At 72.5% G+C, this 13,853-nt stretch carries 10 protein-coding genes and 1 tRNA gene; 7 read left to right on the top strand and 4 right to left on the bottom strand.

Annotation, left to right across the window (positions count from 1 at the left end; translation table 11 throughout):
• The first annotated feature begins 219 nt into the window (after positions 1-219).
• Entirely contained in the window at positions 220-1,179 is a 960-nt protein-coding gene (ligD, locus tag AB0I76_RS10705) for a non-homologous end-joining DNA ligase (protein WP_357033026.1), read from the top strand.
• 74 nt (positions 1,180-1,253) lie between these two features.
• Here the strand turns inward: ligD and AB0I76_RS10700 are convergent.
• The 4 genes from AB0I76_RS10700 to AB0I76_RS10685 all read right to left on the bottom strand — a co-directional run bounded on the left by AB0I76_RS10700 (position 1,254) and on the right by AB0I76_RS10685 (position 4,087).
• Positions 1,254-1,328, bottom strand: a tRNA-Arg gene (locus AB0I76_RS10700).
• A gap of 91 nt (positions 1,329-1,419) precedes the next feature.
• A complete protein-coding gene (locus AB0I76_RS10695; RefSeq protein WP_357033034.1) occupies positions 1,420-2,115 on the bottom strand; it encodes a winged helix-turn-helix domain-containing protein in 696 nt (231 codons plus the stop codon).
• Positions 2,116-2,602: 487 nt separating this feature from the next.
• Entirely contained in the window at positions 2,603-3,283 is a 681-nt protein-coding gene (locus AB0I76_RS10690) for a DUF305 domain-containing protein (RefSeq protein ID WP_357033023.1), read from the bottom strand.
• Between the two features lie 9 nt (positions 3,284-3,292).
• The gene (locus AB0I76_RS10685; RefSeq protein ID WP_357033020.1) at positions 3,293-4,087 is read right to left on the bottom strand and encodes a DUF3105 domain-containing protein; all 795 of its coding nucleotides are present in this window, start codon (positions 4,085-4,087) and stop codon (positions 3,293-3,295) included.
• Between the two features lie 100 nt (positions 4,088-4,187).
• Here AB0I76_RS10685 and argS point away from each other — a divergent pair, with 100 nt between their 5' ends.
• The 6 genes from argS to AB0I76_RS10655 form a co-directional block, all read left to right on the top strand.
• A complete protein-coding gene (argS, locus tag AB0I76_RS10680; RefSeq protein ID WP_357033017.1) occupies positions 4,188-5,852 on the top strand; it encodes an arginine--tRNA ligase in 1,665 nt (554 codons plus the stop codon).
• Position 5,853: 1 nt separating this feature from the next.
• Positions 5,854-7,260 carry a diaminopimelate decarboxylase gene (lysA, locus tag AB0I76_RS10675; RefSeq protein WP_357033014.1) on the top strand — a complete coding sequence of 469 codons (1,407 nt, stop codon included), beginning with the start codon at positions 5,854-5,856 and terminating at the stop codon, positions 7,258-7,260.
• 8 nt (positions 7,261-7,268) lie between these two features.
• Positions 7,269-8,582 (top strand): homoserine dehydrogenase, encoded by a 1,314-nt coding sequence (locus AB0I76_RS10670; protein ID WP_357033031.1) that lies wholly within the window; start codon positions 7,269-7,271, stop codon positions 8,580-8,582.
• 110 nt (positions 8,583-8,692) lie between these two features.
• Positions 8,693-9,742: a threonine synthase gene (thrC, locus tag AB0I76_RS10665; protein WP_357033028.1), complete on the top strand. Its 1,050-nt coding sequence runs from the start codon at positions 8,693-8,695 to the stop codon at positions 9,740-9,742.
• Positions 9,743-9,887: 145 nt separating this feature from the next.
• Entirely contained in the window at positions 9,888-13,178 is a 3,291-nt protein-coding gene (locus AB0I76_RS10660) for an efflux RND transporter permease subunit (protein WP_357033011.1), read from the top strand.
• Between the two features lie 146 nt (positions 13,179-13,324).
• Positions 13,325-13,853: MFS transporter (locus tag AB0I76_RS10655; RefSeq protein WP_357033008.1), on the top strand; the 529-nt coding region annotated here is incomplete at its 3' end.

Genomic DNA, 13,853 nt, shown 5'->3' with positions numbered 1-13,853 from the left:
GTGACGGCGCTCGCCGCCGGCTACCGCGCGGCGTTCGCCGTGGCAGCGGTGCTGGTCACGGCCGCCCTGCTGCTCGCCGTCGGCACCCTGCGCCGACGGTCTCCCCGGCCGGCCGCCCCGGCCGAGGCCGGCGAGGAGAACTCGACGATGCGCCATGCTGTCGCACCCGTTGCGTAGTGTCCGGTTGACCGGCGGGGGCCGGGCCGGGAAGGTGGGCGGATGGGCGGGGCGGGCGAGAACCGGCACGGTGTGGCGCTGACCAATCTGGACCAGGCGCTGTTCGACTCCTCGGGCGCGACGAAGCGGGACCTGGTGGACTACCTCGACGCCGTCGCCGACCGGATCCTGCCGCAGCTCGCCGGCCGCCCGCTCTCGGTGATCCGCGTGCGCCCCGGCCAGCCGCCGTTCATGCAGAAGAACCTCCCGACGTACACCCCGGACTGGGTGCGCCGCACCACCGTGTGGGCGGAGGCGTCGCACCGCGAGATCTCGTACGCCCTCTGCGACGACCGGCGCACCCTGCTCTGGTTCGCCAACCAGCGGGCGGTGGAGTACCACCCCACCCTGGCCACGGCCGACGCCCCGCACCGCCCCACCCACCTCGTGCTGGACCTGGACCCGCCCGAGGGCACGGCGTTCGGCGTCGCGGTCGCCGCCGCGCTGCTGGTCCGGCAGGCACTCGCCGACGCGGGGCTGGCCGGTGCGGTGAAGACCAGCGGCGCGAAGGGCGTGCACGTCTTCGTGCCGGTCGCGGCGGGCGCCACCGCCGAGGACATGGCCGCCGCCACCCGGGCCCTGGCCGTCCGCGCCGAGCGGCTCGACCCGGCGCTGGCCACCACCGCCTTCATCCGCGAGGACCGGGCCGGCAAGGTCTTCGTCGACTCGACGCGGGCCGGCGGGGCGACCGTCGTGGCCGCGTACAGCCCGCGACTGCGGCCGGGGGTGCCGGTGTCGTTCCCGGTCGACTGGGCCGACCTGGAGTCGGTGACCCCGGCCGACTTCACCATCCGGACCGCCCCGGCCCTGGTCGCCGAGCGGGACCCGTGGGCCGCGTCGATGCCCGCGCCGCAGCCGCTCTCCGCCGACCTGGTCGCCGAGGGGCACACCATCCCCGTCGCCCGCGTGCAGGCGATGCACGAGGGCAAGCGCCGGGCCCGCGCCCGCCGTGCCGGCGGCTGACGTACGCGCCGCACCAGGGGTGCCCGGACGCGAAGAAGCCCGGACCGTCTGGCCCGGGCTTTCCGGTGTATCTCTGGTGCCCCCGGCAGGATTCGAACCTGCGCCCCCGCCTCCGGAGGGCGGTGCTCTATCCCCTGAGCTACGGGGGCTCAGCGACTGGAGAAGACTAGCAAACCCGGCCGCTGAACGCCGAATCGGTATCCGGTGGTCGGTCGTGTGTCGTCGGGCCCCTCGTGGCGGTCAGGCGGCGGCGACCGCACGACCGCAGCTGGGCAGCGGGTGCAGCACGATCCGCCGGGGGAGCCGGCGCGGCCACTCGTTGCGGGGCCAGGAGCCGTCCACGATGAGGTGCACCGTGCGCTGCTCCTCGCCGCTGAGCCGCAGCACGAAGTCGCGGGGGAGCGGCGGGTCGACCGACGGAGTCGTGATCATGAAGCGCACCCGGCCCCGGGACGAGACGGCGGAGATCACGTCCGCCGTCGGCATCGTTCCGCGCAGTCGGATCCGCCCGAGCCAGTAGACCTCCGCCACGTGTTCCTGGGCGGCCCGGGTGATCGCCGGGTACTCCGACCGCACCCACCGCTCCACCGCGCCGACGCAGAGCCCGCAGGCCCGCTCGCGTGGTTCCCGCGGACCCAAACCCCAGGCTCGCAGGTACGCCCCGACCGCACCCGCGTCCAGCGGCAGCTCGAAGCGCCGCTGGATGAGGGTGTGCAGGCTCTGCCGCGTCCACAGCTCCTCGTCCAGGCCGAACGCGTCGGGGTGGACACCGCGGAGGGTGTCGATGAGATCGAGTTCCTGTTCGCGGCTGAGCATTCCCGCTTCGCCCTGCCGCTGTCCGCGACGGACGGCCGCCACCGCCCCGTCACCGCCGATGGTGTGGCGCCGGCACCAGCTGGTGACCGAACGCCGCGCGTCTCTCAGTGCAACCCCCACGTCCTGCGCAACGAGTCCGAATCGCAACTGGTCACGATATGTGTGGAGAAAACTCTCTTAGAGTCGCAATCGGTCGGACCTCTCAGAGCTACCAAAGCGCGCTAAAGGTGCAAGAGGGGCGTCGTGGCCGGTCGGCCCCCGGCGGAATCTCGACATGTAACGGGCAGCGGGAACGCTGTCGAGCTGAGCCATTGACGACATCACGCTGCTTCTCAGCTCAGTGCTGGTGGGCGCGGGGGCGCGGGCCGTGGGCGTTGTGGCCCGTCTCCGGCCGCTCCCGTGCCGGACGCCGGCGTGCGAGTCTGAGTCATCCACGACATCACCTCGACAGGGACGCGACCGCCGTCGGTTCCAGCGGCTCTGTGGGAGCGGGGACCTTCCGAGCCGCAGGCGGGGAGCGATGGTGACGGTGCCCCGCATGCCGAGAGGTCCGCACCGCAGGTGGCGGTACGGACCTCTCGGGATGGTGAAGCCGACGCGGGAGCGGTCAGCCCTGGATGCGCTTGAGGGCGCTCTGCAGGTTGACCAGCTCGGTCTGCTGGGTGTTCTTCATGGTCTGGGCGGCGCGCACCACGTCCGGCTCGTCGCTCGCGTCGAGCAGGGCGTCGACCATGTGGATGCCGCCGATGTGGTGCTGGATCATCAGGTCGAGGAAGAGGACGTCCAACTCCCTGCCCTGCGCCTCCCGCAACCGCGTCATCTGCTCGGTGGTGGCCATGCCCGGCATCAGTCCGTTCCTGACCATCCTGGTGCCCTCCGGCATCCACGCCATCCGGGGCTGCGAGCCGGTCGGATCCAGCTCCCACGACCGCAGCCACGTCTGCATCGTCCCGACGTCACCCTGCTGGGCGAGGGCGATGTCGCCGCCGATGCTGCGGACCTCCGGGTCCGTACCCCGCTGGAACGCGATCAGCCCCATCTCCACCGCCTGGGAGTGGTGACTGGTCATGTCCCGGGCGAACCCGGCCTCGACGGAGGCGTCCCCCGGGCGGGTCAGGCGCGGGGTCAGCATTCCCCCTGCGTACCCGAGCAGGAGGCCGACCACGACGGCGGCCGCCACCACGAGGGTGCCGAACCGGCGGGCGGACCGCCGGTCACCGTCTTCGGTGACCGGGGTCTCGTCCGGGGTGCCGTCCAACGTGTCGTCCAGGCTCGCGGGTGCGGTCACGGCTCGTCCTTACTGCTGCTGCGGCTGGAGTTCCCGGGGGGTGGTGCCGGTGGCGGTCACGCCCTGGTTGCACAACGCGGTCGGGCCCTCGATGGAAGCGTTCACCTTCAGCGTCTTGATGAAATCGTCGATCCGGCCGTCGTCGGCGTTGTCGACCTTGAGCTGGTAGCCCCAGGCCTGCAGCGAGATCGCCTTGTCCAGGCCCTCGAAGGGGCTCATCATCAGCTTCTCGTTGCCGCGGACCTTGGCGGCGAGCTTCTCGACCTGGTCGGCGGGCAGGTCCGGGCGGTACGTGATCCAGACCGCGCCGTGCTCCAGGCTGTGCACCGCGTGCTCGCTGGCGATCGGGGCGTCGTAGACGTCACCCATGCAGTTCTGCCAGGAGTTGTTGTGCGGGCCGGCGACCGGCGGCTGCTGGGCGTAGGTGATCGAGCCCTGCTGGTGCTTACCGCCCTCGACCAGCGACTTGTCCGACTCGCGGAAGTTGACGATGCCGTCGATCGCGTCGGCCCGGTCCTCCCACGGCTTGGAGCCCTGGAAGGTCGCCCACGCGCCGTACCCGATGATCGCGACGGCCAGCAGGCCGACGGCGGTGAACAGCGCGATCGGGCCCCAGCTGCGGCCCTGGCTGACCTTCACGGGGGCGATCGGCTTACGAGGGCCCTTGCCGCCCGTGCGAGCGTTGCCCGCCGGCTTGCCGGATCCGGCCTTGGCGCCGGCGGACGGCCGGCCCGCGGCCGGCTTCTTGCCGGTGCTGACCACGGTCGGGCGGCGTTCGGGGCCGCCCGGGGTGCTGATGCTCATCGTCCCTCGTCAGGTCGGTCGGTCAGGGGATCCGGCGGGCCGGGTTCACATGCTGGGTCGCCGCCGCGGGTGCCGAGTCTACCCCCGATAACATGGTTCGGTGACTCCCGCAGAACTCGCCGAGGTCGTCCTCTCCGCAGCCCACGCCGTCTTCACCGAGCGGGGCCTGGACCGCTCCGCCCTGCCGGAGCGGACGGCGGTGGAGCGACCCCGAAACCCCGAGCACGGCGACTACGCGTCGACGCTGGCGCTCCAGCTCAGCAAGAAGGTGGGCGTGCCGCCGCGCGAGCTGGCCGCCGCCCTCGCCGAGCAGCTCGGGCGGGCGCCGGGGGTCAAGTCGGTGGAGATCGCCGGTCCCGGCTTCCTCAACATCCGGCTCGACGCCGCCGCCGCCGGCCAGCTCGCCCGCGCGATCGTCGAGGCCGGCGAGGAGTACGGGCGCAGCGACCGGCTCGCCGGTCAGAAGATCAACCTGGAGTTCGTCTCGGCCAACCCGACCGGCCCGGTGCACATCGGCGGCGTCCGGTGGGCCGCGGTCGGCGACGCGCTCAGCCGACTGCTGCGTGCCACCGGCGCCGAGGTCGGCACGGAGTACTACTTCAACGACGCCGGCTCCCAGATCGACCGGTTCGCCCGGTCGCTGCTGGCCGCCGCCAAGGGCGAGCCGGCCCCCGAGGACGGGTACGCCGGCGCGTACCTCGCCGAGATCGCCGAGGCCGTCCAGCGGACCCGCCCGGACGTGCTGGAGCTGGACGACGCCGCCGCCCAGGAGGTCTTCCGGGTCGAGGGCGTCCAGCTGATGTTCGCCGAGATCAAGTCGTCGCTGCGCGACTTCGGGGTGGAGTTCGACACCTACTTCAACGAGAAGGACCTGCACGACCGGGGTGAGCTGGACCACGCCCTCGACCGGCTGCGCGAGCAGGGCAACACGTTCGAGGCCGACGGCGCCACCTGGCTGCGCACCACCGACTTCGGCGACGACAAGGACCGGGTGCTGCGCAAGTCCAACGGCGAGTGGACGTACTTCGCCGCCGACTGCGCGTACTACCTGGACAAGCGGGAGCGCGGGTTCGAGCGCGTGGTGATCATGCTGGGCGCCGACCACCACGGCTACATCGGCCGGATGAAGGCGATGGCCGCCTGCTTCGGCGACGACCCGGAGCGCAACCTGGAGATCCTCATCGGCCAGCTGGTCAACCTGGTGCGCGAGGGCGTGCCGGTGCGGATGAGCAAGCGGGCCGGCACCGTGGTCACCCTGGAGGACCTGGTCGACGCGATCGGCGTGGACGCGGCCCGCTACGCCCTGGCCCGCTACTCCAGCGACTCCCCGATCGACATCGACGTGGAGCTGTGGACCCGGGCGACCCGCGACAACCCGGTCTACTACGTGCAGTACGTGGCGGCCCGGACGGCCAGCGTCGGCCGCAACGCCGCCGAGGTCGGCCTGACCCGGGGCGACGCCGAGGCGTTCCGCCCCGAGCTGCTCGACCACGAGAAGGAGAACGAGCTGCTCAAGGCGCTCGCCGAGTTCCCCGCCGTGGTGGCCGCCGCCGCCGAGCTGCGGGAGCCGCACCGGGTGGCCCGCTACCTGGAGGAGCTGGCCGGGGCGTACCACCGGTTCTACGACAACTGCCGGATCCTGCCGCGCGGCGAGGAGGAGGTCACCGACCTGCACCGCGCCCGGCTCTGGCTGAACGACGCCACCCGTACGGTGATCGCCAACGGCCTGCGGCTGCTCGGCGTCTCCGCGCCCGAGAGGATGTGAGATGCGGGCTCACGAGGCCGGTGCCCTGCACGGCGACATCGGCAGCAGGCCGCCGTGGCTGCGTCCCCCGGGCGACGTCAACGCCCTGGTGCCGGAGCTCTGGCCGCGCAACGTCGCCCGGGCGGCGGACGGTGCCCTCGCCGTCGCCGGCCTCGGCGTCCGCGACATCGCGGCCGAGTTCGGCACCCCGGTGTACGTCCTGGACGAGGACGACCTGCGTTCGCGCTGCCGGGACTTCCGCGCCGCCTTCCCGACCGAGGACGTCTACTACGCCGGCAAGGCCTTCCTCTGCCGGGCGGTCGTCCGGATGATCGCCGAGGAGGGGCTGCACCTCGACGTCTGCACCGGAGGTGAGCTGGCCACCGCCCTGTCGGCCGGGATGCCGGCGGAGCGGATCGGCTTCCACGGCAACAACAAGTCGGTTGCTGAGCTGACCCGGGCGCTGGACGCCGGAGTGGGCCGGATCATCGTCGACTCGTTCACCGAGATCGACCGGCTCACCGCGCTGGCCCGCGAGCGGGGCGTACGACCGAGGGTGCTGGTCCGGGTGACCGTCGGCGTCGAGGCGCACACCCACGAGTTCATCGCCACCGCCCACGAGGACCAGAAGTTCGGCTTCTCCCTCGCGGGCGGGGCGGCCGCGGCCGCCGCTTTCAAGATCCTCGACGAGGACGTGCTGGAGCTGCGGGGCCTGCACTCGCACATCGGGTCGCAGATCTTCGACGCCAACGGCTTCGAGGTCTCCGCCCGCCGGGTGCTCGCCCTCCAGGCGCAGATCCGCGACGCCCGGGGCGTGGAGCTGCCCGAGCTGGACCTGGGCGGCGGCTTCGGCATCGCGTACACCACCCAGGACGACCCGGCGACGCCGCAGGACCTCGCCAAGCGGTTGCGCAAGATCGTCGACTCGGAGTGCGCGGCGGAGCGGCTGGCCGTGCCGCACCTGTCCATCGAGCCGGGCCGGGCCATCGTCGGGCCGGCGGTCTTCACGCTCTACGAGGTGGGCACGGTCAAGTCCGTGCTGGTAGGCACTGGCGGCGACGCAGCCGGCGGACGTTGTTACGTCAGCGTCGACGGTGGGATGAGCGACAACATCCGCACCGCGCTCTACGACGCGTCGTACTCGGCCACGGTGGCCTCCCGCGCCTCGGCGGCGGAGCCGATGCTCGCCCGCGTGGTGGGAAAGCACTGTGAGTCCGGGGACATCGTGGTGAAGGATGAATTCCTGCCCGCCGACGTGCAGCCCGGAGATCTTGTCGCGGTCCCCGGCACCGGTGCGTACTGCCGGAGCATGGCCAGCAACTACAACCACGTGCCCCGGCCCCCGGTGGTCGCGGTGCGGGACGGTCGGGCGCGTCTGATCGTCCGGCGGGAGACCGAAGAGGACCTGCTCGCTTTGGATGTGGGATGACGTCACCTGTGCGTTTGGCGCTGCTCGGCTGCGGCACGGTCGGAGGCGAGGTGGTCCGGCTGCTGCACGAGCAGTCGGCCGACCTGGCCGCGCGGATCGGCGCGCCGCTGGAGATCGCCGGCATCGCCGTGCGCCGGATCGGCCGGGACCGGGGTGACCTGCCCGTCGACCCGGCGCTGTTCACCACCGACCCGCTCGGCCTGATCAAGCGCGACGACGTCGACGTGGTGGTCGAGGTGGTCGGCGGCATCGAGCCGGCCCGGACCTGGCTGGTGGAGGCGCTGCGCGCCGGCAAGAGCGTGGTCACCGCCAACAAGGCGCTGCTCGCCGAGGACGGCGCGGCGCTGCACGACGCGGCGGCGGAGGGCGGCGGAGACCTCTACTACGAGGCGTCCGTGGCCGGAGCCATCCCGCTGCTGCGCCCGCTGCGCGAGTCGCTGCACGGCGACCGCATCACCCGGGTCACCGGCATCGTCAACGGCACCACCAACTTCATCCTCTCCGCGATGGACGCCACCGGCGCCGGCTTCGCCGAGGCGCTCGAGGAGGCCACCGAGCTGGGGTACGCGGAGGCCGACCCCACCGCCGACGTGGAGGGCTTCGACGCCGCCGCCAAGGCGGCCATCCTCGCCTCGCTGGCCTTCCACACCCGCGTGGCGGCGGCCGACGTGCACCGCGAGGGCATCACCGAGGTCACCGCCGCCGACGTGGCCAGCGCCAAGTCGATGGGTTGCACCATCAAGCTGCTGTGCATCGCCGCCCGGGGCGCCGACGCCGCGGGCCGGGAGACGGTCAGCGTCCGCGTACACCCGGCGATGATCCCGCTGACCCACCCCCTCGCGAGCGTCGGCGACGCGTTCAACGCGGTCTTCGTCGAGGCCGAGGCGGCCGGGCAGCTCATGTTCTACGGCCGGGGTGCCGGTGGCGCACCAACCGCCAGCGCCGTGCTCGGCGACGTGGTCGCGGTCTCCCGCAACCGGCTCGCCGGGGTTCGCGCGGCCAGCGAGTCCGCGTACGCGGACCTGGCGGTACGGCCGATGGGGGAGGCGCTCACCCGCTACCACATCAGCCTCGACGTGGCCGACCGTCCGGGTGTGCTGGAGGCGGTGGCCGGCGTCTTCGCCCGGCACGACGTCTCCATCGCCACCGTGCGGCAGGGCCCGGCGGGCGGCGGTCCGGCCGGCCGCGGCGACGACGCGGACCTGGTGATCGTCACCCACGTGGCACCGGACGCCGCGCTCGCCGCGACCGTCGGCGAGCTGCGCGGGCTCGACATCGTCCGCTCGGTGGCCAGCGTGCTCCGGGTGGAGGGTGGCCTGTAGGCCGTGTCCCGCCTGATGGTTAGGGGTGGGCGCGGCGGGGGCTGGTCCGGCAGGCTGGTCCAGGCTTGACGTTGGCCCCGCTGCGGGGCTTCGGGAGCGAGGAGAGCGACATGTGGCGGGGTCTGATCGACGCGTACCGGGACCGGCTGCCGGTCACCGAGGCCACGCCCGTCGTCACCCTGCACGAGGGCAACACCCCGCTGCTGCCCGCGCCGGTGCTCTCCGCCCGGCTGGGGTGTGACGTCTGGCTGAAGGTCGAGGGGGCCAACCCCACCGGCTCGTTCAAGGACCGGGGCATGACCCTGGCGGTGTCCAAGGCCGTCGAGGCCGGCAACAAGGCCATCATCTGCGCCTCCACCGGCAACACCAGCGCCTCCGCCGCCGCGTACGCGGCCCGTGCCGGCCTGACCTGCGCGGTGCTCGTGCCGCAGGGCAAGATCGCGCTCGGCAAGCTCGCCCAGGCGCTGGTGCACGGCGCCAAGCTCCTCCAGGTCACCGGCAACTTCGACGACTGCCTGTCGCTCGCCGCGAAGCTCGCCCAGGACTACCCGGTGGCCCTGGTCAACTCGGTCAACATCGACCGGTTGCACGGCCAGAAGACGGCCGCGTTCGAGATCGTCGAGGCGCTCGGCGACGCACCGGACATCCACTGCCTGCCGGTCGGCAACGCGGGCAACGTGTCCGCGTACTGGCTGGGCTACTCCGAGGACCTGGCCGCCGGAAACACCACGAAGACACCGAAGATGTACGGCTTCCAGGCCTCCGGTGCGGCCCCGATCGTCACGGGTCAGGTGGTCCGCGAGCCCTCCACGATCGCCACCGCCATCCGCATCGGCAACCCGGCCAGCTGGACGAAGGCCCTCGACGCGCGGGACTCCTCCGGTGGCCTGATCGCCGCCGTGACGGACCGGGAGATCCTGGCCGCGTACCGGCTGCTGGCCCGCGAGGTGGGTGTCTTCGTCGAGCTGGGCAGCGCCGCCAGCGTGGCCGGCCTGCTCCAGCAGGCCGCCGAGGGACGCGTCCCGGCCGGTTCGACGGTGGTCTGCACCGTCACCGGCCACGGCCTGAAGGACCCGGAGTGGGCGATCACGACGGCACCCGCCCCGGTCACCATCGCCAACGATCCGCTGGCCGCCGCCCGCTCCCTCGACCTCGCCTGATCCGTCCGCCCGGCGTTGCCGCGCGGGGCGAACGGGCAGGTCCCGTGGGCGGGACGGGCTGGAGCCCGGCGACGGTGGTGGAGATCGGGTGGGGGACACTCTCGTTGCCCCGCAACCGTTTCTTCCTCAGGAGTGAGCCACGCCGATGTCGCTGCTCGCCAGATTCAGCCTCGCCAACCGAGGGCTGGTAGCCCTCATCGCGGTGGTGATCACGGCGTTCGGTGCGTTCGCCGTCCCGTCGCTGAAGCAGCAACTCCTGCCGTCGCTGGAGTTCCCGGCCGCGTTCATCGTCGCCGCGTACCCGGGCGCCGGACCGGAGATCGTCGAGTCGCAGGTCACCGAGCCGATCGAGAACAGCCTCCAGGGCATCACCGGCCTGGAGAAGGTCACCTCGACCTCCCGTGAGGGCTCGACGACGGTCCAGGTGCAGTACGCGTTCGGCACCGACCTGGACGACATCTCCAACAAGATGCAGACCGCGCTCAACCGGATCGAGGCGCAGCTGCCGGAGGGTGTCGACCCGCAGGTGATCGTCGGTAGCACCGACGACCTCCCGGCCGTGGTGATCGCCGCCGCCGGAGGGGACGACCAGCGCGTCCTGGGTGAGAAGCTGCGCGACACCGTCGTGCCCGAGCTGGAGGCGATCGAGGGGGTCCGCAGCGTCGAGGTGACCGGCGCCCGCGACGAGATCGTCGTGGTCACCCCGGACCCGGCCAAGCTGGCCGCCGCGCGCCTTCAGCCGACCGCGATCGGCGCCGCGCTGCGGACCAACGGCGTGGCGGTGCCCGCCGGTGTGGTGGTCGACGGCACCCGGGGCCTTCCGGTGCAGGTGGGCACCCCGCTCGCCGGCATCGACGACCTGCGCGGCATCGTCCTCACCCCCGCCCCGCCGGCCGCGCCGGTGCGGCTCGGCGACGTGGCCACCGTCGAGCAGCAGCTCGCCCCGGCCACCGCGATCACCCGTACGAACGGCAAGGACAGCCTCGGCATCGCGGTCACGGCGGCGCCCGACGGCAACGCGGTGGAGATCTCCCACGAGATCCGCGACCGGCTCGCCGACCTGCGGACCGCCTCCGGCGCCGAGCTGACCGTGGTCTTCGACCAGGCACCGTTCGTCGAGAAGTCGATCGAGAGCCTGACCACGGAGGGCCTGCTGGGTCTGGTCATGGCCGTCGTGGTCATTCTGGTCTTCCTGCTCTCGGTACGCTCCACCGTCGTCACCGCGGTCTCCATCCCGCTGTCGGTGGTGGTGGCGCTGATCGCCCTGTGGATCGGTGACTACTCGCTCAACCTGCTCACCCTCGGCGCGCTGACCATCGCGGTCGGGCGGGTGGTCGACGACTCGATCGTCGTGCTGGAGAACATCAAACGCCATCTGGAGTACGGCGAGGAGAAGCGCGCGGCGATCCTCACCGCCGTCCGTGAGGTGGCCGGCGCGGTCACCGCGTCCACGCTGACGACCGTCGCCGTGTTCGCGCCGATCGCGCTCGTGGGCGGGTTCGTCGGGCAGCTCTTCGCGCCGTTCGCGATCACGGTGACCGTGGCCCTGCTCGCCTCGCTGCTGGTGTCGCTGACCATCATCCCGGTGCTCGCGTACTGGTTCCTCAAGCCCGCCGGCTCCACTCCGGACGACGAGGCCGTACGCCGGGCGGCGGAGGAGAAGGAGCTGCGCAGCCCGTTGCAGCGGGCGTACCTGCCGGTGATCGGGTTCGCGACCCGCCGGCGCGCCACGCGCTGGATCACGCTGGGGCTCGGCGTGCTGGTGCTGTTCGGCACGTTCGGCCTGTCCCGCCAGCTGGAGACGAACTTCCTGGACGACTCCGGCCAGGACACCCTGAACATCACCCAGGAGCTGCCGGCGGGCACCGGCCTCGCCGGCACCGACGCGGCGGCCAAGCAGGTCGAGGCGGTGCTCGCGGGGACCGAGGGCGTCGAGACGTACCAGGTCACCGCCGGCTCGGGCGACACCCCGTGGGCCGGTGTCGGCGGCAACAACGTCGCCACCTGGTCGGTCGCGCTCGGCGACGAGACCGACGCCAAAGAGATGCGCGAGGTCCTGCGCGGCAGGTTCGACGCGCTCGGCGGCGGCGTCGGCGAGTTCACCTTCGGCGCCGGGCAGGGCGGCGCGTCCGCCAACCAGCTGGAGGTCGTCGTCCAGGCCGCCGAGCCGGAGGTGCTGGCACGGGCGGTCCAGGACGTCGAGGCGGCGATGACGGGCCTGGACGGTGTCGAGGACGTCACCACCAGCCTCGCCGACTCCGTGGAGCGGGTCCAGGTCACCGTCCGCCGGCTCGACGCCGCCCGGTACGGGCTCAGCGAGGCGGCCGTCGGGCAGCTGGTGGCGCAGGCGTACCGGGGTGCGCCGCTGGGTCAGGTCACCCTGGACGGCGGGCAGCAGGACGTGATCCTGCGCGGCAGCGCCCAGCCGCCGCTCACCGTCGATCAGCTCAAGGCGCTGCCGGTCGGGCCGGTGACGCTGGGTGCCATCGCCGACGTCACGACGGCACCGGGCCCGCAGCAGGTCACCCGCGTCGACGGCGAGCGCAGTGTGTCCGTCACCGGTACGGCCACCGGCTCGAACCTCGGCGCCATCAGCCAGGAGCTGCAGAAGAAGCTGGACGCCATCGACGTACCGGGGGCGAGCTTCGCCATCGGCGGTGTCAGCGCGGACCAGGAGGAGGCCTTCGCGGATCTCGGCCTGGCGGTGCTGGCCGCCATCGCGATCGTCTTCCTGATCATGGTGGCCACGTTCCGCAGCCTGACACAGGCGCTGATCCTGCTCATCTCCATCCCGTTCGCGGCGACCGGCGCGATCGGTCTGCTCCTGGCCACCGGCACCCCGCTGGGCGTGCCGGCGCTGATCGGTGTGCTCATGCTGGTCGGCATCGTCGTGACCAACGCGATCGTGCTGCTCGACCTGATCAACCAGTACCGGGCGCAGGGCATGAGCGTGCGGGACGCGGTGGTCGAGGGCGGCCGGCGCCGGCTGCGGCCGATTCTCATGACGGCGGTCGCGACCATCTTCGCGCTGCTGCCGATGGCGCTCGGCCTGACCGGCGAGGGCGGCTTCATCTCCAAGCCGCTGGCGATCGTGGTGATCGGCGGTCTGCTCAGCTCCACGCTGCTGACGCTGATCCTGGTGCCGACGCTGTACACGATGGTGGAGAACACCAAGGAGGTGTTCCGTACCTGGCGGGCCCGCCGCTCCGGTGTCGCCACCACGACGGAGGACGGTCCCACCCCGGACGACGGCGACCGGACCCCGGTCGCGGTCGGTGTCGGAGGCACCACCGCGGATGCCCCGGCCGGCGAGCCACGGGTTGACGCTCCGGGGCCCCGACCGGCGCCCTCGGGCGCCCTGGTCGACGGCACCGACCAGTTCGAGGTGCTGCGGCTGCCCAGGAGCCGTACCTCGCCGCTGCCCCCCACCGAGTAGCGGCACCGCCACGAACGCCCCCGACCGGTCCACCGGTCGGGGGCGTTCCGCGTCCCGCCCGCGAGCCCCACGCCCTCACGGGCGGCCGGTGTCGGGTGTGCGCACGGCGGCGGACGCTCGTGCACCGGCCGGGTAGGGTCCCGTCCGTGCCGTCCGCCCTCTCGGTCCTGCGCCGCAACCGGAACTTCCGCAATCTCTTCCTCGCGGAGTTGGTGGTCTTCGGTGCCGACTGGTTCGTCATGGTGCCGCTGCTGGTGCTGCTGCCGAAGCTGACCGGCAGCGGCGTGTGGGGCGCTCTGGTGCTCGCCGTCGACACCGGCATCGTGGCGCTGCTGCTGCCGTACACCGGGACGGTCGCCGACCGGGTCGACCGTCGGAAGATCATGATCGGGGCGAACGTCGCCGCGCTGGTCGGTGTGCTCCTGCTGCTCGGGGTGCGCAGCTCGGGCACGGCGTGGCTGGCGATGGTCGGGATCGGCGTGGTCGCGGTCGCCAAGGCGTTCTACTCCCCGGCCGCGCAGGCCGCCCTGCCGAACGTGCTGGACTCCGACGAGCTGGCCGCCGGCAACGCGGTCGCCGGTTCGGCCTGGGGCACGATGACGGTCGTCGGCGCCTCGCTCGGCGGCGTGCTCAGCGCCGCCGTCGGGCCGTACGCCTGCTTCTGGGTGGCGGCGG

This window comes from Micromonospora sp. NPDC049799 (genome assembly GCF_040656655.1).
Lineage (GTDB): Bacteria > Actinomycetota > Actinomycetes > Mycobacteriales > Micromonosporaceae > Micromonospora.
The sequence above is the reverse complement of the archived record's forward strand: the minus strand, read 5'-3'. Positions and strand labels throughout refer to the sequence as shown.

Excerpts from the sequence above, each read along its gene's own strand:
- ligD (WP_357033026.1), top strand. The coding sequence starts at position 220 with ATGGGCGGGGCGGGCGAGAACCGGCACGGTGTGGCGCTGACCAATCTG.
- AB0I76_RS10685 (WP_357033020.1), bottom strand. The coding sequence starts at position 4,087 with ATGAGCATCAGCACCCCGGGCGGCCCCGAACGCCGCCCGACCGTGGTC.
- lysA (WP_357033014.1), top strand. The coding sequence starts at position 5,854 with ATGCGGGCTCACGAGGCCGGTGCCCTGCACGGCGACATCGGCAGCAGG.
- thrC (WP_357033028.1), top strand. The coding sequence starts at position 8,693 with ATGTGGCGGGGTCTGATCGACGCGTACCGGGACCGGCTGCCGGTCACC.
- AB0I76_RS10660 (WP_357033011.1), top strand. The coding sequence starts at position 9,888 with ATGTCGCTGCTCGCCAGATTCAGCCTCGCCAACCGAGGGCTGGTAGCC.